We start from the raw sequence: 20,695 nt of genomic DNA, 5'->3' as shown, positions 1-20,695 counted from the left end.
GGCCGTCGTTGCCGTCGTTGCCGTCGTCGTCTCGTGTTCTTGATCTCGTATCACCAGTCACCGCCCGGACGATGGTGGCACGAGACGGGGCCGTACGGAGGCATCAGGGGGTTGTCGGTGCGGTGCGGCAGGATGGGCCGAATGGAGAACCAGGAGCTGCCCGAGCTGCCCGAGTACGCGGAACGGGTCCTTCAGGTCGCCGAGGAGATCCCGCCCGGGCGGGTGATGACCTACGGCGACGTCGCCGAATGGCTCGGCGAGGGGGGACCCCGTCAGGTGGGCCGGGTCATGGCGCTGTACGGCGGCTCGGTTCCCTGGTGGCGCGTGGTGCGCGCGGACGGCGCGCTGCTGCCCGGCCACGAGCGGCGGGCGCTCGGCCACTACCGGGCGGAGAGCACACCGCTGCGCGAGCCCAGGGGCGGCCCGGTCAAGCTGGACATGCAGCGCGCCCGGTGGGACGGCACGGACGGGTGAGGGCGCCACGGGCACCCGTGCCGCGCCTGACGGCGCGACACGTGAGGGACGCGGGCGGGATCGCGTAACGTCGAAGCCCGCGTCGCTCTCCGGAGCACCCCGAGCGGCGCGGGCGGCCCGAGCGGCGCGCGCGTCCCCTGCGGCGCGAGCGGCCCGAGCGGGCCCGTCCACCCCGCACACCCACCAGCAGGACCGGCGACCCACGTGACTTCCTCCTCCACCCTTCGGCACACGCGGGGCCCCGGCGCGTACCGGCTGGTGCGGGCCGTCCCGGCGCCGGTGCGGCCCCCTGTGCTGGACGCAGCCCAGCGGGCGGTGGTTGAGCACGCGGAAGGACCGCTTCTGGTCCTCGCCGGACCCGGCACCGGGAAGACGACGACGCTGGTGGAGGCGGTCGCGGCCCGCGTGGAGCAGGGCGCCGACCCCGAACGGATCCTCGTCCTCACCTTCAGCCGCAAGGCCGCCGTGGAACTCCGCGACCGGATGGCGGCCCGGCTCGGCGGGCGCCGGCCCCCGCAGGCCACGACCTTCCACTCGTACTGCTACGCCCTCGTCCGCGCCCACCAGGACGCCGACCTGTTCGCCGAACCCCTCCGGCTGCTGTCCGGACCCGAGCAGGACCTGGCCGTACGCGAACTCCTGGCCGGCCACATCGACCTGGAGAAGCTCGGCCTCGGCCGGCTCCGCTGGCCCGACGAGCTGCGCGCCTGCCTCACCACCCGCGGCTTCGCCGACGAGGTGCGCGCGGTGATCGCGCGCTCCCGGGAACTGGGCCTCGGTCCGCGCGCCCTCGACGACTTCGCCCGCCGGGTCGGCCGCCCCGACTGGCGGGCGGCGGCCGGCTTCCTCGCCGAGTACCTCGACGTCATGGACCTCCAGGGCGTCCTCGACTACACCGAGCTCGTCCACCGGGCGGTGCTGCTGGTGGAGTCCGCCGCGCCGGGCACGCTCCCGGCGTACGACGCGATCTTCGTGGACGAGTACCAGGACACCGACCCCGCCCAGGTGCGGCTCCTGCGCGGCCTGACCGCCCCCGCGGTGGTCGCCTTCGGCGACCCCGACCAGTCGATCTACGCCTTCCGCGGCGCCGACGTGAACGGCATCCTCGACTTCCCGGACACCTTCGGCGGCGCCGTACGCGTCCTCGGCACCTCGCGCCGCTCCGGCGCGGCGCTGCTCGCCGCCACCCGGCTGGTGACCCAGCGGATGCCGCTGCCCCGCCTGCCCGCCGACAAGGTACGGGCGCACCGCGAGCTCGCACCGGTACGCGGCGGGGGCCGGGCGGAGGTCTACACGTACCCCACGCCCTCCACCGAGACCGACAACATCGCCGACCTCCTCCGCCGCGCCCACCTGGAGGACGGCGTCCCCTGGCACGAGATGGCCGTCCTCACCCGCGCCGCCGCCCACCTCCCGGCCCTCCGCCGCGCCCTCACCTCCGCCGGCGTCCCCGTGGAGACCGACGCCGCCGACACCCCGCTCCGCCACGAACCGGCCGTGGCCCCCCTGCTGCTCGCCCTGCGGGCGGCGGCGGGGGGCGTCGCGGTGGACGGGGGCGCGGTGGCGGACGTGGAGACGGACGCGGACGCGCGCGGGGGAGCGGAGGCGGAGGGCGCGGAGCCCGAGGGCGCGGAGGTCGACGACCCGGGCGCCCACGACGACGGCGGCTCCCCGTGGCTCGACGTCGAGACCGCCGTCGCCCTGCTCGCCTCGCCGCTCGCCGGGATGGACCCCGCCGACCTCCGCCGGCTCGGGCGCGCGCTGCGCGACGAGGAGCGGGCCGGCGGGAACAAGGTGCCGCCGCCCTCGGACGTGCTGCTCGCCCGGGCGCTCGCCGAGCCCGAGCGGCTCGTCGCGCACGACCAGTCGTACGCCCGGGGCGCCAGGCGGCTCGGCGAGCTGCTGCGCTCCGCGCGGAACCGGCTGGCCGCGGGCGGCACCGCCGAAGAGGCCCTGTGGCTGCTCTGGAACGGCACGCCCTGGCCGGGCCGCCTGGAGCGCGCCGCCCTGCGCGGCGGCCCCGCCGGCCGCAACGCCGACCGTGACCTCGACGCCGTGTGCGCCCTGTTCGAGACCGCCGCCCGGGCCGAGGACCGGGTCGGCGGCCGCGGCGCGCTCAACTTCCTCGAAGAGCTCGACGCCCAGGACATCGCCGCCGACACCCTCACCCGCCGGCACACCCGCCCCGACGCCGTCCGCCTCATGACCGCCCACCGCTCCAAGGGCCTCGAATGGAGCCTCGTCGTCGTCGCCGGCGTGCAGGAGGGGCTCTGGCCCGACCTGCGCCGCCGCGGCTCCCTCCTGGAGGCCGACCGCATCGGCCGCGACGGCCTCGCCGAACCGCTCACCCCCGGCGCCCTCCTCGCCGAGGAACGCCGGCTCTTCTACGTCGCCGCCACCCGCGCCCGCGACCGGCTCGTCGTCACCGCCGTCAAGGCGCCCGCCGAGGACGGCGACCAGCCCTCCCGCTTCCTCACCGAGCTCGGCCAGGAGCCCAAGGACGTCGCCGGGCGGCCGCGGCGCCCGCTCGCCGTCGCCGCCCTCGTCGCCGAGCTGCGCGCCACCACCGTCGACCCGGAGGCCTCGCCCGAGCTGCGCGCCGCCGCCGCCGAGAGGCTCGCCCGGCTCGCCGCCCTGGCCGACGAGGACGGCAACCCGCTCGTACCCGCCGCCCACCCGGACCGCTGGTGGGGCCTCGCCGAGCCGACCCGCAGCGCCGTACCGCTGCGCGACCGCGACCACCCCGTCACACTCTCCGGCTCCGCCCTCGACCAGCTCGCCAACACCTGCGCCCTCCAGTGGTTCCTGGGCCGGGAGGTCAAGGCCGACGCCCCCGCGACCGCCGCCCAGGGCTTCGGCAACGTCGTCCACGTCCTCGCCGACGAGGTCGCCTCCGGCCGTACCCCCGCGGACCTCGACGTCCTCATGGCCCGCCTGGACTCCGTGTGGGACGCGCTCGCCTTCGACGCCCCCTGGAAGTCGGCGCAGGAGAAGGAGAACGCCAGGGTCGCCCTGGAGCGCTTCCTGCACTGGCACGTCATGGACCGTGCCGGCCGCACCGCCGCCGCCACCGAGCACGACTTCGACGTGACCCTGGGCGCCGGCGCGTACGAGGTCCGCATCCGCGGCTCCATGGACCGGGTCGAGGCCGACGAGCAGGGCCGTGCCTACGTCGTCGACTTCAAGACGGGCAAGTCCGCCCCCACGAAGGACGAGGTCGCCCACCACCCGCAGCTCGCCGTCTACCAGCTCGCCGTCCGCGAGGGTGCCGTCGACGAGGTCTTCGGCGGCCGCACCCCCGAACCCGGTGGCGCCGAACTCGTCCACCTCCGCCAGGCCGCCCCCAAGAAGGAGGGCGGCGACGCCCTGCCCAAGGTCCAGGCGCAGCAGCCGCTCGACGGCGAGTGGATCGGCGACCTCCTCGCCACCGCCGCCGGCCGCGTCCTCGACGAGCGCTTCACCCCCACCACCGGCCAGCACTGCACGACCTGCACCTTCCGCGCCTCGTGCAGCGCCCTCCCGGAAGGCCGCCACATCGTGGAGTAGGGCGCGAAGTCGCGACGGCCCGCCCACTCCGGCACCCTGGAGAAACCAGGAAATCGGGAGAAACCGGGAGAAAACTGGGGAACCGGGGGAACCCGGGAAACAGGGGGAGCCGAGGGAACCCGGGAAACAGGGGGAACCGGGGAACCGGGGGACTCGGGGAGAGTCCGCGAGGAGGCTCGCATGGTGTACCGCACCACCAAGCTCCGTGTCGCCACCGCCGTCGCCGTCGCGCTGATCGCCGGTGCCGGACCCGCCACCCTTGGCCAGGCGGCCCCGGCGCAGGCCCGGACACCGGCGCCACCGGTGGCGCTACGGGCCCCCAGCCCGTCCCCCGACCCCTTCCGCGGCCTCACCGCCGACCAGATCGCCGACAAGGCCGTCGCCGCGACCCGGTCCGCGACCTCGCTGCGCATGGCCGGCCGGCTCACCACGGGCGGGCAGCCCCTGGACGTCGACTTCTCCGTCAACGACCACAAGCAGTGCACCGGCGTGATCAGACTCCAGGGCGGCGTCGCCGAGCTCCGCCAGACCGGAGGGCTCACGTACATGAAGGGCGACGAGAAGTTCTGGCGCGCCTCGATGACCTCCCAGGGCATGCCCGCCCCCCAGATCGAGGCGACCATCGAGCTCCTCAAGGGCCGCTGGCTGAAGATCGCGCCCGGGCAGGCCGGCAGCGGCGACCTCAGCGGCGTCTGCGACCTGAAGGCACTCCTCGCCGACCTCGGCGAGAAGAAGGCCGAACGCACCGGGCTCGTCCGCGGCCCCGACGCCGAGGTGAACCACACCCCCGTCGCCACCGTCCTGAAGCGGAAGCCGGGCGGCGAGACCACCACCGTGTCCGTCTCCGAGCGCGGCAAGCCCTACATCCTCAAGATGGTCAAGACGGGCGGCACCGAACCCGGCAGCGTGGTCCTCTCCGACTACGACAAGCCCGTGAAGGTCACCGTCCCGCCCCCGGACGAGACCGTCGACCTGACGAAGCTGGACCAGCGCACCGCGGGCTGACGGACGGTGTGACGGACATCCCGTCGGACCCGGACTGTCGGTGGGCCCCGTTAGCCTCTTTCGGGTGACCGCACGCATCACCGACCCCGAGCAGCTCAAGGAGCTGCTCGGCATCCCGTTCACCCCGGAGCAGACGGCCTGCATCACCGCGCCGCCCGCCCCGCAGGTCATCGTGGCCGGAGCCGGCTCCGGCAAGACGACGGTGATGGCCGCCCGGGTGGTCTGGCTGGTCGGCACGGGCCAGGTCGCCCCCGAGCAGGTCCTCGGTCTCACCTTCACCAACAAGGCCGCCGGCGAGCTCGCCGAGCGCGTCCGCACCGCCCTCGTCCGGGCCGGGGTCACCGACCCCGACGTCATCGACCCGGACAACCCCCCGGGCGAGCCCCGCATCTCGACGTACCACGCCTTCGCCGGGCAGCTCCTGACCGACCACGGGCTGCGCATCGGCCTGGAGCCCACCTCCCGGCTGCTCGCCGACGCCACCCGCTACCAGCTCGCCGCCCGCGTGCTGCGCGAGTCCCCCGGCCCGTATCCGGCGCTCACCCGCTCCTTCCCGACCCTCGTCGGCGACCTGCTCGCGCTCGACGCCGAGCTCGCCGAACACCTCGTACGGCCCGAGCGCCTCCTCGCGTACGACACCGAGCTGCTCGCCGAGCTCGCCGGCGCCAAGCTCACCAACGCCGACCTGCGCAAACTTCCCGAGGCCGGCGCCGCCCGGCGCGAGCTCCTCGACCTCGTCGTCCGCTACCGCGCGGCCAAACGCTCCCGCGACCTGCTCGACTTCGGCGACCAGATCGCCCTCTCCGCCGAGCTCGCCACCACCCGGCCCGAGGTCGGCGCGATCCTCAGGGACGAGTTCCGGGTCGTCCTCCTCGACGAGTACCAGGACACCTCCGTCGCCCAGCGCCTGCTGCTCTCCGGCCTCTTCGGCCAGGGCACCGGGCACGCCGTCACCGCCGTCGGCGACCCCTGCCAGGCCATCTACGGCTGGCGCGGCGCCTCCGTCGCCAACCTCGACGACTTCCCCGAACACTTCCCGTACGCGGACGGCCGCCCCGCCACCCGACACGCCCTCTCGGAGAACCGACGCAGCGGCGGGCGGCTCCTCGACCTGGCCAACGCCCTCGCCGCGCCCCTGCGCGCCATGCACGCGGGCGTGGAGGCGCTGCGCCCCGCCCCGGGCGCCGAGCGCGACGGCGGCGTCCGCATCGCCCTCCTGCCCACCCACGCCGAGGAGATCGACTGGCTCGCCGACTCCCTCGCCCACCTCGTGCGCACCGGCACCGCGCCCGGCGAGATCGCGGTCCTGTGCCGTACGGCCACCGACTTCCCGGCGATCCAGGCCGCCCTCGTCGCCCGTGACGTCCCCGTCGAGGTCGTCGGCCTCTCCGGCCTGCTCCAGCTGCCCGAGATCGCCGACCTGGTCGCCGTCTGCGAGGTCCTCCAGGACCCGGGCGCCAACGCCTCCCTCGTACGGCTCCTCACCGGCCCCCGCTGGCGGATCGGCCCCCGCGACCTGGCCCTCCTCGGGCGCCGCGCCCGGCTCCTCGTGCACCGGCCCGGCGAGGACTCCGCCGACGCCGACCAGCGGCTCGCCGCCGCCGTGGAGGGAGTCGACCCGGCCGAGGTGATCTCCCTCGCCGACGCGCTCGACACCTTCCTGGACTCCGGCGGCGACGACGACGGCCTGCCCTTCTCCTCCGAGGCCCGCGTCCGCTTCGCCCGCCTCGCGGCCGAGCTCCGCTCCCTGCGGTCCTCGCTCGCGGACCCGCTCATGGACGTACTGCACCGCGTGCTGACCGCCACCGGCCTGGAGGTCGAGCTGTCGGCCTCCCCGCACGCCCTGGCCGCCCGGCGCCGCGAGACCCTCGGCAACTTCCTCGACATCGCGGCCGGCTTCGCCTCCCTCGACGGCGAGGCCACCCTGCTCGCCTTCCTCGGCTTCCTGCGCACCGCCGCGCAGTACGAGAAGGGCCTCGACAACGCCCTCCCGGGCGGCGAGAACACCGTCAAGGTGATGACCGCCCACAAGTCCAAGGGCCTGGAGTGGGACGTCGTCGCGGTGCCGGGCCTGGTCACCGGGCAGTTCCCGTCCACCCGCGCGCGCGAGTCCTGGACGGCCCAGCCCCAGGTCCTCCCGCACGCCCTGCGCGGCGACGCGGCCACGCTGCCGCGGCTCGACAGCTGGGACGCGAAGTCCCTCGCGGCCTTCAAGAACGGCATGCGGGACCACCAGCACACCGAGGAACTCCGCCTCGGCTACGTGACCTTCACCCGTCCGCGCTCCCTCCTCCTCGGCTCCGCCCACTGGTGGGGCCCGTCCCAGAAGAAGCCCCGGGGCCCCTCGGACTTCCTCCACGCCCTGTACGACCACTGCACGGCCGGCCACGGCGAGATCGAGGCCTGGGCGGACGAACCGGAAGAGGGCGCGACGAACCCCCTCCTGACCCCGGCCCTGGCAGACCAGGCCTGGCCCTTGCCCCTGGACAAGGAGAGCCTGGAGCGCAGGCGCCAGGCGGCGGACGACGTCCTGACCCGGCTGTGGGCCCTCGTTCCGCGGGGCGACGGGGGCACCCACGGACGGAGCCCGGGGGAGGGCGGCCACGGTCCCGCGACGGCTCCACGGGTCCTCCCGGCCCCGAACGACGACGACGACCTCTGGCTCCCGGGGGACCTGGACGAGGTCCCGGACCTGGAGGCCCTGGGGGACCCGGAGGATGCTCAGGACCCGGAGGCCCTGGAGGACGACGCGCAGAAACCGCGGTACCTGGGCGACGTGCAGGACCTGGAGGCCCTGGAGGTCGCTCAGAACCCGCGGGACCTGGAGGCCCTGGAGGACCTGGAGGCCGCTGCGGAAGAGCCGCACGTCCCCGCCCCCCGGCAGGAGCTCCACCCCCTGTCCCAGGAGGACGCCAGAACCATCGCCTCCTGGGACCGCGACCTCACCGCCCTCACCACGGAACTCCACCGCGCCCGCGCCACCACCCGGGACGTCCTCCTCCCCGCCTACCTCTCCGCCTCCCAGGTGCTCCGCCTGGCCGCCGACCCCGACGGCTTCGCCAAGGAGCTGGCCCGGCCCATGCCGAAGCCGCCGCAGCCGGCGGCCAGGCGCGGGACGCGGTTCCACGCGTGGGTGGAGTCGCGTTTCGAGGAGCTGCCGCTGCCCATGCTCGGCCCGGACGAGCTGCCCGGCGGCGAGGACTTCGCGGGCGAGCCGGAGATCCTGGACGAGCGGGACCTGGAGGCGCTCAAGGAGGCCTTCGACCGCACGCCGTACGCCCGCCGCACCCCGTACCGGGTGGAGGTCCCCGTCCATCTGTCCCTCGCGGGCCGGGTGGTCCGGGGCCGGATCGACGCGGTCTACCGGGACCCGGAGACCGGCGCGTACGAGATCGTCGACTGGAAGACCAGCCACCTGCGCAACGCCGATCCGCTGCAGCTGGCGATCTACCGCCTCGCCTGGGCGGAGCAGCACGGTCTCGCACCGGAGGAGGTGGCCGCCGCGTTCGTCTACGTACGGACGGGGGAGGTGGTCCGCCCCGCCCGGCTGCCGGGCCGGGCCGAACTGGAGGCGGTGCTCCGGGGCGGCCCGGCCGGGGATTCCGAGGACCCCGCATACCCCGAGGTCACCGCCCGCCCCGGGGCCCTCGCGTACCCCGAGGACGCCGACGACGGGCCCGCTTCCGGCGCCGGATAGGCTCGGAGCCATGAGCGAGACCCCGGACAACGCCGTCCACGCCGTACGCACGTACATCGAGCAGCACCGATCCGCCTTCCTCGGCGACCTCGTCGAGTGGCTGCGGATCCCCTCCGTGTCGGCGCGCCCGGACCGGGCCGGGGACGTGCGGCGCAGTGCCGAGTGGCTCGCCGACAAGCTGACCGACACCGGCTTCACGAGCGTCGAGGTGTGGGAGACGGACGGGGCCCCCGCCGTCTTCGCCGAGTGGCCCTCGGACGAGCCGGGTGCGCCGACCGTCCTGGTCTACGGCCACCACGACGTGCAGCCCGCCGACCGCGAGGACGGCTGGCACACGGACCCGTTCGAGCCGGCCCTCGTCGACGGCCGGCTGTACGCGCGGGGCGCCGCCGACGACAAGGGCCAGGTGTTCTTCCACACGCTGGGCGTCCGCGCGCACCTCGCCGTGACCGGCCGCACCGCGCCCGCCGTCAACCTGAAGCTGCTGGTGGAGGGCGAGGAGGAGTCCGGTTCGCCGCACTTCCGCGAGCTGGTGGAGAAGCACGCCGACCGGCTGGCCGCCGACGTGGTGATCGTCTCCGACACCGGCATGTGGTCCGAGACCACCCCGACCGTGTGCACCGGCATGCGCGGCGTCGCGGACTGCGAGATCGACCTCTTCGGCCCCGACCAGGACATCCACTCCGGTTCCTTCGGTGGCGCCGTGCCGAACCCGGCCACCGTGGCGGGCCGGATCGTCGCCGCCCTCCACGACGCCGACGAGCGGGTCGCGATCCCCGGCTTCTACGAGGGGGTCACCGAGCTCTCCGACGCCGAGCGGGCGCTGATCGCCGAGCTGCCGTTCGACGAGAGCGGCTGGCTGGCCACCGCCAAGTCGCACGGCACCCTCGGCGAGGCCGGCTTCTCCACCCTGGAGCGCGTCTGGGCCCGCCCGACGGCCGAGGTGAACGGCATCGGCGGCGGCTACCAGGGTCCCGGCGGCAAGACGATCGTCCCCGCCTCCGCACACCTGAAGCTGTCCTTCCGGCTGGTCGCGGGGCAGGACCCGGACCGCCTGGAGGCCGCCGTCCGCGCGTGGCTCGCCGGACTGGTCCCGGCGGGCATCCGGTACGAGATCGTCTTCGGCGCCCCGACCCGGCCGTGCCTCACCCCGCTCGACCACCCGGCCCTCAAGGTGGTGGCCGCCGCGATGAGCCGCGCCTTCGACGGCGCCAAGATCCGCTACACCCGTGAGGGCGGCTCGGGACCGGCCGCCGACCTCCAGGACGTCCTGGGCGCCCCGGTGCTGTTCCTGGGCATCTCGGTCCCGTCCGACGGCTGGCACGCCCCGAACGAGAAGATCGAGCTCGACCTCCTCATGAAGGGCGTCGAGACGACCGCTCATCTCTGGGGCGACCTGCCCGCCGCCCTCACCGACGCCGGACGCTGAGCCGCATGCCGCCGCACGCCGAACGTCGAACCCACTGACACCGATCCGGGGGAGTTGGAAGCACCTGTGAGCACCATGAACAACGCGTCCGCGGACCGGCCGATCTCGCTCACCGCTCCGAGCGGCATCGACCGCGCCGCCCACCACCGCCTCGACGAGGCGTGGCTCGCGGCCGCCTGGAGCCACCCGACGACCCGGGTCTTCGTGGTCTCGGGCGGCCAGGTGCTGATCGACGACACGCCGGACGGGCGCACGGAGCTGGTGATGACCCCGGCCTTCGAGGCCCCGGTCACCGAGACCCACCGCTACTTCCTCGGCACGGACGCCGACGGCGTCTCGTACTTCGCGCTCCAGAAGGACAGCCTGCCGGGCCGCATGGACCAGTCCGCGCGGCCCGCCGGGCTGCGCGAGGCGGGGCTGCTGCTGTCGCCGCGCGACGCCGGCCTGATGGTGCACGCGGTGGCCCTGGAGAACTGGCAGCGGTTGCACCGCTTCTGCTCCCGCTGCGGCGAGCGCACGGTGGTCGCGGCGGCGGGGCACGTCCGCCGCTGTCAGGCCTGCGGCGCCGAGCACTACCCGCGTACGGACCCGGCGGTGATCATGCTGGTCACCGACGACCAGGACCGGGCGCTGCTGGGCCGCCAGGTGCACTGGCCCGAGGGCCGCTTCTCCACCCTCGCGGGCTTCGTCGAGCCGGGCGAGTCCATCGAGCAGTCGGTGGTGCGCGAGGTCTTCGAGGAGGCGGGCGTCACGGTCGGCGAGGTCGAGTACGTGGCCAGCCAGCCCTGGCCGTTCCCGTCCAGCCTGATGCTGGGCTTCTTCGCCAAGGCGACCTCGTCGGAGATCGACGTGGACGGCGAGGAGATCCACGAGGCGCGCTGGTTCTCCCGCGAGGACCTGGCCGCCGGTTTCGAGTCGGGCGAGGTGCTGCCGCCGTACGGGATCTCGATCGCGTCCCGGCTGATCGAGCTCTGGTACGGCAAGCCGCTGCCGAAGCCGGGCGACGTGGCCTGAGGTGCTCGAAGAGGCGAAGCGGTAGTCGAAGACGCGAAGCGGTAGTCGAAGACGCGAAGCGGAAGCGGAACAGCCCCCTCCCGGTCGGTCGGGAGGGGGCTGTTTTCAGTCACCGCACGGGTGTCGGTCAGGCGGCGAGAGCCTGCTTGACCTGGGCCAGGCTCGGGTTGGTCATGACGACCTCGCCGCCGCCGGCCGAGGGGACGACACGGACGGTCGGAACGGTCTGGTTCCCGCCGTTGACCTTCTCGACGAAGGTCGCCGACTCCGGGTCCTGCTCGATGTTGATCTCCGTGTACGCGATGCCCTCGCGGTCCAGCTGGCTCTTCAGCCGGCGGCAGTAGCCGCACCACGTGGTGCTGTACATCGTCACAGTGCCCTGCATGCCAGGCGCTCCTCTTGTGTCGCGAATGCTCGGGGTCGGTGCCGAGAAGAAGAACGTACGTCCTCTACCGGCCATTCCCGGAATTCGTATGACCACCGTCTCGCGCCTGTGGACAACGCTCCGCACCGCTCCCGCGGACCTGGCAGCATGGCGGGGTGACAGCAGCAACGCACTCCACTCTCTTCCCGCGGGTCCCGGAGACGGCCGACGCGGTGCTCGACGGGCTCGACCCGGAGCAGCGCGAGGTCGCCCTGGCGCTGCACGGTCCGGTGTGCGTCCTGGCCGGAGCCGGCACGGGCAAGACCCGGGCCCTCACCCACCGCATCGCCTACGGGGTCCGGGCGGGCGTGCTGGTGCCCTCCAGTGTGCTGGCCGTCACGTTCACCAACCGTGCCGCGGGCGAGATGCGCGGCCGGCTGCGGCAGCTCGGCGCGGGCGGGGTGCAGGCCCGGACGTTCCACTCCGCCGCCCTCCGTCAGCTCCAGTACTTCTGGCCGAAAGCCGTCGGTGGTGAGCTGCCCCGGCTCCTGGAGCGGAAGGTCCAGCTGGTCGCCGACGCCGCGGCGCGCTGCCGGGTCCGGCTCGACCGGAACGAGCTGCGGGACGTCACGAGCGAGATCGAGTGGTCCAAGGTCACCCAGACCGTCCCCGCCGACTACCCGGCCGCCGTCGCCAAGGCGCTGCGCGACGCCCCGCGCGACCCGGCCGAGATCGGCCAGATCTACGCGATGTACGAGCAGCTCAAGCGCGACCGGGACGTGATCGACTTCGAGGACGTGCTGCTCCTCACGGTCGGCATCCTGCAGGACCGGCACGACATCGCCGACCAGATCCGCCGCCAGTACCACCACTTCGTGGTGGACGAGTACCAGGACGTCTCCCCGCTCCAGCAGCGCCTGCTCGACCTGTGGCTCGGCGACCGCGACAGCCTCTGCGTGGTGGGCGACGCCAGCCAGACGATCTACTCGTTCACCGGCGCCACCCCCGACCACCTGCTGAACTTCCGCACCCGCCACCCGAACGCAACCGTGATCAAGCTGGCCCGGGACTACCGCTCCACCCCCCAGGTCGTCCACCTGGCCAACGGGCTGCTCAGCCAGGCCGTCGGCCGAGCCGCCGAGCACCGCCTGGAGCTGATCTCGCAGCGCGACCCCGGCCCCGAGCCCCGCTACACGGAGTACGGCGACGAGCCCGCCGAGGCCGAGGGCACGGCCCGCCGCATCCGCGACCTGATCGCCGCCGGCGTCCCGGCCGGCGAGATCGCCGTGCTCTACCGGATCAACGCCCAGTCCGAGGTCTACGAGCAGGCCCTCGCCGACGCCGGGGTGCCCTACCAGCTGCGCGGCGCCGAGCGCTTCTTCGAGCGCCAGGAGGTGCGCGAGGCGGGCGCGGCCCTGCGGGGCGCGGCCCGCTTCGGGGCGAACGACTCCCTGCTCGACGGTGCCGAGGACCTCCCCGCCCAGGTCAGGGCGGTGCTCTCCGGGCAGGGCTGGACGGGTGAGCCCCCGGCCGGCTCCGGCGCCGTCCGGGACCGCTGGGAGTCCCTGGCCGCCCTGGTCCGGCTCGCCGAGGACTTCGCCCGGGCCAAGCCCGGCGCGACCCTCTCCGACCTGGTCGCCGAGCTCGACGAGCGGGCCGCCGCCCAGCACGCCCCCACCGTCCAGGGCGTGACCCTCGCCTCACTGCACGCCGCCAAGGGCCTGGAGTGGGACGCCGTCTTCCTGGTCGGTCTCACCGAGGGCATGATGCCGATCACGTACGCCAAGACCGACGAGCAGATCGAGGAGGAGCGCCGCCTGCTCTACGTGGGCGTCACCCGGGCCCGGTCGCACCTGTCGCTGTCCTGGGCGCTCTCGCGCTCCCCGGGCGGCCGGCCCTCCCGGCGCCCCACCCGCTTCCTGAAGGGCCTTCGGCCCGGCTCGGGGTCCCTCGGCACGGTCACCACGGGCGGCGGCGCGGCGGCGGGTGTCGAGCGGGGCGCCCTCGCCGGCCGGCGGCGCCGGCGCGGACCGGTGCGCTGCCGGGTCTGCGGCACCACGCTCACCGAGGCCGGCGAGATGAAGCTGCTGCGCTGCGAGGACTGCCCGTCGGACATGGACGAGGGTCTGTACGAGCGCCTGCGCGAGTGGCGTGCGGCGCAGGCCCGGGAGCTGGGCCAGCCGCCCTATTGCGTCTTCACCGACAAGACGCTCATGGCGATCGCGGAGCGCGTGCCGGACTCCGACGGGGAGCTCGCCGCGATCTCCGGCGTCGGCGTGCGCAAGCTGAACCGCTTCGGCGCCGACGTACTCGCCATCTGCGCAGGTGAGGCCCGTGGAGGAAGCGACGACGAGGTCTGAGGAAAACTCGTCGGAAAAATAGTTTGCGCCCGCCCCGTCAAGCCCCATAGGTTCTTAACCACGGACGCAGCGGCTTCTTCGAAGCCCTGTCTTCGTGCTGTACTTGTCCAAATGAACATGAGGGTCCGGCTCACCCCGAGCCCTCCGAGACGCCGAGAGGAGGCGATTCCAGTGATCAGCATCAAGAACATCAAGACCAGCACCGCCAAAATGACCGATCGCTCGGTCGTCTCCGCCTGCTCGCTCGGCCTCTCCGCCGCCGCGTCCTCCACTCTCCGGGGCACCGGTCTGTCCGGTTCCGGTCTGCCGCTCGGCATGCCCGGACTCCTGATGGATCGCCTCGAGCGCAATGAGCGACCGACCAAGGCACTGGAAGCAGGAGTAGTGGGCAAGGCCCAGGCCACGGCCTACGGCTTTGCGGCGACCCTGACCGGTGCCGGTATTCAGCAGCAGACGACGCAGCACCACACGATGTGGGCCTTCCGTGGGCTCGAACCCTGGAGTGATCCAGCCTGATCGACGATCAGGCCGGCGCCTTCAGGGCCGCGGAACCCCATCAGGGATCCGCGGCCCTTCTGTTTGTCCCCGAACGGGGCTGACGGAGCGAGGGGGCCTCGGGACCAGCAGTAACCGGTACCAGCCGAAACCCCGGCCCAACAGGCCGGAACGAACAGACGAGGAAGAAAACCCGTGCAACTCGAAGCGCACGCCCCGTCCGTACCGCCTTCCGAAACGATCCCCCCGCCCGGCCTCACGGAGGACTCCACCTTGACCGCCCTCACCCCCCTCACCGCGCTCACCGCGCTCGACGACGCCATCGAGAACCTCGGCGTACCCGTCCCCTGCCGCTCGTACGACCCCGAGGTCTTCTTCGCCGAGTCCCCGGCCGACGTCGAGTACGCCAAGTCGCTCTGCCGGACCTGCCCGCTCATGGCGGCCTGCCTCGAAGGCGCCAAGGAGCGCCGCGAGCCCTGGGGCGTCTGGGGTGGCGAGCTCTTCGTCCAGGGCGTGGTCGTCGCCCGCAAGCGGCCCCGCGGCCGCCCGCGCAAGAACCCGGTCGCGGCATGAACGCCACCGGAACCGTCGACCGCCCCCTCACGCACGATCCCCAGAAGCAGGCCCCGATGACCTCGCCCGCCTTCGAGCCCTCCGGCTCCGCGACCCCGAACGTTTCGATCAGTGGCGCCAACCGCTCGCGCCAGAACAGGACCCGAGCCATGCAACTCATTCCAGAAGCCCTGGCCCGTGCTCATATGCACGACCGCCTGCGGGAAGCCGACGCGGAACGCCAGGCCGCGCGCCTGGTCGCCGCCCGGCGGATGCAGCGACGCGCCGAGCGCGTGTCGATGCGCGCCCGCCGCGCGCTCGCCATGGCGGTCATGCACTGACGCGCCGTCCGGGCGCCAGGCACTGACCCAGGCACACCTCAGACGCGGGGGCCGGTCCGAACGGACCGGCCCCCCCGGTGCGTTGCCCGGTTCGCGGGCGCTCGTCGGGTTATCGTCACCAAGGTGAACAACGCCCCCACGAACGAGCGCCCCGTCGTGTGCGCCCGCTGCGGCAAGACCGCCCAGGAGCTGCCTCTCACCTGGACCTGCTCGGTGGAGAACGGCACCCGCCAGTACTTCTGCGAAGCCTGCGCCCGGGCCAACATCCGGGCCATCGAGGGCCGCCTCGACTCCTCCTGGTGGTGACCGCCGGTCCGCTACTCCGCCGCGACGAAGCCGGGCAGCCACGCCTCCAGCTCGTCCCGCAGCCGCACCGTCGCGCCCAGCTGGCACAGCACCCCGATCGTGCTCAAGGTCACACGGTGTATCAGCAGATACGAGGGCGGCAGGTTCAGCTGCTTGCCCAACTGGTGGGCGGGGGAGCGGGGATCGGCGATCCGGGCCGCCTGGGCGCGCATCCAGCCGCGGGTGAATCCGAAGGCGTCCACCTCCGCGGGCTCGATGATCGGCAGCAGGTACTCCAGGACCGCGTCCGGGTCGAGCGCGACGGACTTCTTCACGAAGCCCTCCTCGCACAGCAGCCCGTAGACCGTGTCCGCCTCGCCGGCGAGGGTCATGCGCAGACAGGTCCCGATGGTCTCCGGCAGCCCGCCCGGCAGCCGGTCGACCGTGCCGAAGTCGAGCACCCCCAGCCGCCACGCGGCCGCCTCGCCGTCGTCCGCGCCCTCCGGCCCGGGCAGCAGCCGGAAGTTGCCGGGATGCGGATCCGCGTGCAGCAGGCCGGTGCGCGCCGGCCCGGAGAAGAGGAACCGGGCGAGCAGCTGCCCGGCCCGGTCGCGCTGCTCCGGAGTGCCGTCGGCGATCACCTCCGAGAGCGGGATGCCGTCCATCCACTCCGTGACCAGGACCCGCTCCGACTGGTGCACCACGGCCGGGACCACCACGTCCGGGTCGCCCGCGAACTCCTCGGCGTGCTCCCGCTGCGCCGCGGCCTCCAGTCCGTAGTCCAGCTCCTCCGACACCCGGTCGCGCAGCTCCGTGATCAGCGGCTTGATGTCCATGCCGGGGATCAGCGGGCCCAGCAGCCGGGCGAACCGGCTCAGCTGCGTCAGGTCCGAGAGCAGCGCCTCGCCCGCGCCCGGATACTGCACCTTCACCGCGACCTCGCGCCCGTCGTGCCACACGGCCCGGTGCACCTGACCGATGGAGGCGGCCGCCGCCGGCTTCTCCTCGAACTCCAGGAACAGCGCCCGCCAGTCCTCGCCGAGCCCCTCCTCCAGCACCCCGTGCACGGTCCGCGTCGGCATCGGCGGGGCGGCCTCCTGGAGCTTGGTGAGCGCCGCACGGTAGGGCCCGGCCACCTCCTCGGGCAGCGCCGACTCGAAGACGGACAGGGCCTGCCCGAACTTCATGGCCCCGCCCTTCAGCTCGCCGAGGACCTTGAACAGCTGCTCGGCCGTGCGCTGCTGGAGCTCCCGGGCTACCAACTCCGCCGACCTGCCGCCGATCCGCTTGCCCAGGCCCCAGGTGGCCCGCCCCGCGAAGCCGAGTGGCAACGCGGCCAACTTGGCGGTCCGGGTGACCGCCTTCCGGGGAAGATCAGACATGCGCCCTCCAGATCCCAGACTGCCGTGCCGCGCAGGGCCGTTACCCCGCCATTGTGTCCTGCGGACGCCGCGCCGCCGAGGCATGCTCCCCCTCCGGGTCGCGACGCGCCCCGCACGGACACGCCGGGTGCGCCCGGACCGGAGCCGAGCGCCACTCGAGCAGCGGCAGGGACACCTCCCAGCGCGCCCCGGTGCTCGACGGCAGGTCCCCGTCGAGGAAGGCCAGGGCGTGCGCGGCGGCGAGCCCCGCGACCGCCTGCGCCATCCCCACGTCGCAGGCGGGCAGCGGATGCGGCGCGCCGGAGCGCCACTGGGCGGGCAGCCGCGGCCACACGGGCTCCCGGTCCGCCCGCTCCCGCTGCATGCAGCCCGCGCAGGCCGTGCCGCCCGGCAGCACCAACGGCCCGACCACACCGGTGGCTTCGAGCACGCCCGCGTAGAGATGGGGGGTGCCGGTGGTGAGCCAGGCCTCGGCCGGCAACGGGTCGGGCACATAGGCGCCCAGGCCGTCCCGCGGTGTCACCACCACGAGTGAGAGTCCCGGCTCGCCGGCCCCGTCACCCGGACCGCCCGGACCGCCCCGCGGCGGCCGCCCGCCCGGTGCCGCCCGCCCCACGAGCCGCCGCGCCGCCACGGCCCTGCGCTCGCCGACCGCCTCGGCCGGCAGTCCGCCCGGCGAGACCTCCCACGGCGCGACCGTGCCGGAGTCCAGGACCTCGACCCGTCCGACCCCCGCCGCCGACAGGAGCGCCGCCACCGCCGCGCCCACCCGGCCCGCGCCCCGCACCTGGACCCGCATGGCCCGGCGCGCGGCCAGCGCCCGCGCCGCCCCGTCCGGCGCCCGGTGCACCACGGACAGCGAGGCCAGGTCCGCGCGCACCGGGTCCAGCTCGGACCTCGGCGCCCCGGGCGGTGCACCCGGCGGTCCGCCCCGGCCGCCGAGGCCCGAGGAGCCGCCCGGAGCGCCGAGGTCCGAGGAGCCGCCCGGCGGTCCGCCCGGCGGCCGCACGGAGGCGTCGGCGAGCAGCCCCGCGTCGGCGAGCCGCCCGAGCAGTGCCTCCAGGCGGCCCTCGCGCAGACCGAGGGCCGCCGCCTCCGCCCGCAGCAGCTCCATCCCGCGTGTCCCGTCGAGAAGACCCAGCAGACTGCCCGTGGCCGTGTCGACCGGCCCCAGCACCACCGCGTGCGCGGGCGTCACCCCGAACTGCACGTACGACAGATTCCGCCAGGCGCGCCGCAGCGCCGGTTTCACCATCGGACGCATGGCCCCACCCCCCGTAACGATCTTTCTTCGCGCTTCGTCGTCGAGGTCAGATTGCCCCGGCCGGGCAAGCGGTGCGGAAAGTTGTCCACAGGGGGGAGGGATTAATCATTCGAATGGTGCGGGACTTCCGCCACGCCCACCGGGTAACGTCGGGACCGTGCCGGCCGACCCACAGCGCAGCGTGACCAGCAGACCGCCCCGCGGCTCGGGGACGAGTGCGGTCGAGGTGCGCAGAAGCAACCGCCGGAGCCGGACGGTCTCCGCCTACCGCGAGGGCGACCGGACCATCGTGCTCATCCCCGCCCGGATGTCCGAGGCGGAGGAGCAGCGCTGGGTCGGCGTCATGCTCGAGAAGCTGGCGGCCCAGGAGAGCAAGAAGGTCCTCGGCGACCAGGAGCTGACCGAGCGCGCCGAGCGCCTGTCGGCCCAGTACTTCGACGGCCGCGCCCGCCCCGCGTCCGTCCGCTGGGTGACCAACCAGAACACCCGCTGGGGCTCCTGCACCCCCTCCGAGGGCAGCATCCGGCTCTCCCACCGGCTCCAGGGGATGCCCGAGTACGTCATCGACTACGTCCTGTGTCACGAGCTCGCCCACCTCCTCGTGCCGGGCCACGGGCCGGGTTTCTGGCGGCTCCTGGAGGCCTACCCGCGCACCGAGCGGGCCCGCGGCTATCTGGAGGGCGTGGTCGCCGCCGGCCGGCTGCCGCACCTGCCGCACGCTCGCGAAGAGTGACGACGCTCGTGCTCCGGTTCTGTACCGAACGGGTACGGGCTTGCCCCGATCTCACGAACAGCCGTTAGCCTGGCGCGACGCATTCGTAATTCGGGATGGGGGACGGTCGTCACATATGGCCAGGGAATTCCAACGCGGCCACAAGGCCAAGATCAGTGATCTCACGTCGGGCACGGATCTGTACGTGGGTGTGCAGATCTCGGCGCCCGGTCTGACCTTCGATATCAGCTGCTTCGGTCTCGACGCGGACGAACGGCTCTCCGACGACCGCTACTTCGTCTTCTTCAACCAGCCCAAGTCGCCCGAGGAGTCCATCCAGCTGCTCGGCGCGCAGGCCGGTGACACCGAGTCGTTCCGCGTCACTCTCGACCGCGTTCCCGCGCACATCCACAAGCTGTCGTTCACGGCGACGATCGACGGCGCCGGGCAGATGTCGCAGGTCGGCCCCGGCTGGATCCGGATCGTCGCCGGCGGCGAGGAGGTCGCCCGCTACGCGTTCAACGGCGCCGAGTTCACCACCGAGCGCGCGGTCATGCTCGGCGACTTCTACCTGAAGGACGTCTGGCGGTTCGCCGCCGTCGGCCAGGGTTTCGACGGCGGCCTGGAGGCGCTGCTGAAGAACTTCGGCGGCGAGGTCGCCGAGGAGGAGCCCGCCGCGCAGCAGCCGCAGGGCGCCGCCCCCGGCTTCGCCCCGCCGCCGCAGTCCGCCGCACCGCCGTCCTTCGGCGCGCCCGCCGCGCCCCAGGCGCCCGCGCCCGCCCCGGCGTTCGGCGCCCCGCCCGCCCCGGCTCCCGCGCCGGCGCCGATGCACGCCCAGCCGACCATGGCCGCACCGCTCGCACCGCCGGCCCCCGCCCCGGCCCCCGCGCCCGGCCCGCCCGCGCCCGCCCCGGCGCCGTACGGACAGCCGCCGCAGCCCCCGCAGTACGGGCAGGTCCCCGGCCAGACCCCGCCGCCCGGCGCGCCCGCGCCCTACGGTCAGCCGGCCCCCGCCCCGTACGGCCAGCAGCCGTACGGCCAGCAGCAGTTCGGCCAGCTCCCGCAGCAGGGTCTGCCCCAGGGCGTGCCGCAGGGCGTGCCCGCCACCGGCGCCGGCCTCGCCAATGCCCTCGCGCCGTACAAGGAGACCGCGACCGGCGCCCGCTGGACCCCGCAGAACCAGCAGCTCATGCGGGTGGACCTGGCCATGGGCGGCGTCCCCGTGCTTGCCCGGCAGGGCTCCATGGTCATGTACCAGGGCAAGGTCGACTTCGCCTACAAGGGAGCCGGATTCGCCGGCCGCATCGTCGGCAACGCCACCGGCCAGGAGATGCAGCTGATGCGCTGCACCGGCCGCGGCCAGGTCTTCCTCGCCGAGAACGGCGCCCACCTGCACCCGATCGAGCTCCAGGGCGACGCCATCTGCGTCTCCGCGGAGAACGTGCTGGCCTTCGACGAGTCGCTGCAGCACGAGGTCCGGCGCATCGAGGGCCACGGCATCCCCGGCGGCGCCCTGTTCACCATGCAGTTCCAGGGCACCGGCACCGTGGTCGTGAAGACCCACGGCATCCCCGTCGTGCTGCCCGTCACGCCGACGACCTTCGCCGACTGCAACGCCGTCGTCGCCTGGTCCGCCGCGTCCCAGGTCGTCCTCTCCAGCCAGGTCCGACTGCGCCGCAACGCCTACCCGGGCCACAGCGGGGAGACCGTGAACCTGCAGTTCCGGGGCGCCCCCGGCAACTTCATCGTCGTCCAGCCCTACGAGGTCTGAGGGA

16 protein-coding genes are annotated in these 20,695 nt (G+C 74.0%); 13 read left to right on the top strand and 3 right to left on the bottom strand.

Annotation, left to right across the window (positions count from 1 at the left end; translation table 11 throughout):
* Positions 1–132: 132 nt before the first annotated feature.
* The 6 genes from ACIGXE_RS18725 (at position 133) to nudC (ending at position 11,165) form a co-directional block, all read left to right on the top strand.
* Positions 133–474: an MGMT family protein gene (locus ACIGXE_RS18725; RefSeq protein ID WP_399748671.1), complete on the top strand. Its 342-nt coding sequence runs from the start codon at positions 133–135 to the stop codon at positions 472–474.
* A 204-nt stretch (positions 475–678) separates the two neighbouring features.
* Positions 679–4,020, top strand: a complete 3,342-nt coding sequence (locus ACIGXE_RS18720) for an ATP-dependent helicase (protein WP_399748669.1) — start codon at positions 679–681, stop codon at positions 4,018–4,020.
* A 180-nt stretch (positions 4,021–4,200) separates the two neighbouring features.
* On the top strand, positions 4,201–5,025 hold the full coding sequence (locus ACIGXE_RS18715) for a hypothetical protein (RefSeq protein WP_399748667.1): 825 nt from the start codon (positions 4,201–4,203) through the stop codon (positions 5,023–5,025).
* A gap of 64 nt (positions 5,026–5,089) precedes the next feature.
* A complete protein-coding gene (locus ACIGXE_RS18710; RefSeq protein WP_399748665.1) occupies positions 5,090–8,722 on the top strand; it encodes a UvrD-helicase domain-containing protein in 3,633 nt (1,210 codons plus the stop codon).
* A 10-nt stretch (positions 8,723–8,732) separates the two neighbouring features.
* On the top strand, positions 8,733–10,151 hold the full coding sequence (locus ACIGXE_RS18705) for a dipeptidase (protein ID WP_399748663.1): 1,419 nt from the start codon (positions 8,733–8,735) through the stop codon (positions 10,149–10,151).
* A 66-nt stretch (positions 10,152–10,217) separates the two neighbouring features.
* Positions 10,218–11,165 (top strand): NAD(+) diphosphatase, encoded by a 948-nt coding sequence (nudC, locus tag ACIGXE_RS18700; protein WP_399748661.1) that lies wholly within the window; start codon positions 10,218–10,220, stop codon positions 11,163–11,165.
* A 127-nt stretch (positions 11,166–11,292) separates the two neighbouring features.
* Here the strand turns inward: nudC and ACIGXE_RS18695 are convergent, their stop codons facing one another.
* A complete protein-coding gene (locus ACIGXE_RS18695) occupies positions 11,293–11,550 on the bottom strand; it encodes a mycoredoxin (RefSeq protein ID WP_399748659.1) in 258 nt (85 codons plus the stop codon).
* A 155-nt stretch (positions 11,551–11,705) separates the two neighbouring features.
* Here ACIGXE_RS18695 and ACIGXE_RS18690 point away from each other — a divergent pair, with 155 nt between their 5' ends.
* From ACIGXE_RS18690 to ACIGXE_RS18670, 5 genes are all read left to right on the top strand, one after another.
* The gene (locus ACIGXE_RS18690) at positions 11,706–13,889 is read left to right on the top strand and encodes an ATP-dependent DNA helicase UvrD2 (protein WP_399748658.1); all 2,184 of its coding nucleotides are present in this window, start codon (positions 11,706–11,708) and stop codon (positions 13,887–13,889) included.
* 171 nt (positions 13,890–14,060) lie between these two features.
* Positions 14,061–14,405, top strand: coding sequence for a hypothetical protein (locus ACIGXE_RS18685; RefSeq protein WP_399748656.1), 345 nt, complete (start codon positions 14,061–14,063; stop codon positions 14,403–14,405).
* Between the two features lie 174 nt (positions 14,406–14,579).
* Positions 14,580–14,957, top strand: a complete 378-nt coding sequence (locus ACIGXE_RS18680; RefSeq protein WP_399748654.1) for a WhiB family transcriptional regulator — start codon at positions 14,580–14,582, stop codon at positions 14,955–14,957.
* The gene (locus tag ACIGXE_RS18675) at positions 14,954–15,277 is read left to right on the top strand and encodes a hypothetical protein (RefSeq protein WP_399748652.1); all 324 of its coding nucleotides are present in this window, start codon (positions 14,954–14,956) and stop codon (positions 15,275–15,277) included. Before ACIGXE_RS18680 ends, ACIGXE_RS18675 begins: the two co-directional genes overlap by 4 nt.
* Before the next feature lie 123 nt (positions 15,278–15,400).
* Positions 15,401–15,583 (top strand): hypothetical protein, encoded by a 183-nt coding sequence (locus ACIGXE_RS18670; protein WP_399748650.1) that lies wholly within the window; start codon positions 15,401–15,403, stop codon positions 15,581–15,583.
* Between the two features lie 11 nt (positions 15,584–15,594).
* Here the strand turns inward: ACIGXE_RS18670 and ACIGXE_RS18665 are convergent, their stop codons facing one another.
* The gene (locus tag ACIGXE_RS18665; protein ID WP_399748648.1) at positions 15,595–16,944 is read right to left on the bottom strand and encodes an ABC1 kinase family protein; all 1,350 of its coding nucleotides are present in this window, start codon (positions 16,942–16,944) and stop codon (positions 15,595–15,597) included.
* Positions 16,945–16,984: 40 nt separating this feature from the next.
* Positions 16,985–18,208 carry a TOMM precursor leader peptide-binding protein gene (locus ACIGXE_RS18660; protein ID WP_399748646.1) on the bottom strand — a complete coding sequence of 408 codons (1,224 nt, stop codon included), beginning with the start codon at positions 18,206–18,208 and terminating at the stop codon, positions 16,985–16,987.
* A 157-nt stretch (positions 18,209–18,365) separates the two neighbouring features.
* Here ACIGXE_RS18660 and ACIGXE_RS18655 point away from each other — a divergent pair, with 157 nt between their 5' ends.
* Positions 18,366–18,941 (top strand): M48 family metallopeptidase, encoded by a 576-nt coding sequence (locus ACIGXE_RS18655; RefSeq protein WP_399748644.1) that lies wholly within the window; start codon positions 18,366–18,368, stop codon positions 18,939–18,941.
* A gap of 115 nt (positions 18,942–19,056) precedes the next feature.
* The gene (locus ACIGXE_RS18650; RefSeq protein WP_399748642.1) at positions 19,057–20,691 is read left to right on the top strand and encodes a TerD family protein; all 1,635 of its coding nucleotides are present in this window, start codon (positions 19,057–19,059) and stop codon (positions 20,689–20,691) included.
* Positions 20,692–20,695: the final 4 nt, after the last annotated feature.

It is taken from the genome of Streptomyces sp. NPDC053431, assembly GCF_044544925.1.
In the GTDB taxonomy this organism is placed as follows: Bacteria; Actinomycetota; Actinomycetes; order Streptomycetales; family Streptomycetaceae; genus Streptomyces.
This window is presented reverse-complemented; position numbering and strand designations above follow the sequence as displayed.

Excerpts from the sequence above, each read along its gene's own strand:
- ACIGXE_RS18650 (WP_399748642.1), top strand. The coding sequence starts at position 19,057 with ATGGCCAGGGAATTCCAACGCGGCCACAAGGCCAAGATCAGTGATCTC.
- ACIGXE_RS18665 (WP_399748648.1), bottom strand. The coding sequence starts at position 16,944 with ATGTCTGATCTTCCCCGGAAGGCGGTCACCCGGACCGCCAAGTTGGCC.
- ACIGXE_RS18705 (WP_399748663.1), top strand. The coding sequence starts at position 8,733 with ATGAGCGAGACCCCGGACAACGCCGTCCACGCCGTACGCACGTACATC.
- ACIGXE_RS18660 (WP_399748646.1), bottom strand. The coding sequence starts at position 18,208 with ATGCGTCCGATGGTGAAACCGGCGCTGCGGCGCGCCTGGCGGAATCTG.
- ACIGXE_RS18695 (WP_399748659.1), bottom strand. The coding sequence starts at position 11,550 with ATGCAGGGCACTGTGACGATGTACAGCACCACGTGGTGCGGCTACTGC.
- ACIGXE_RS18725 (WP_399748671.1), top strand. The coding sequence starts at position 133 with ATGGGCCGAATGGAGAACCAGGAGCTGCCCGAGCTGCCCGAGTACGCG.
- ACIGXE_RS18675 (WP_399748652.1), top strand. The coding sequence starts at position 14,954 with ATGAACGCCACCGGAACCGTCGACCGCCCCCTCACGCACGATCCCCAG.
- ACIGXE_RS18715 (WP_399748667.1), top strand. The coding sequence starts at position 4,201 with ATGGTGTACCGCACCACCAAGCTCCGTGTCGCCACCGCCGTCGCCGTC.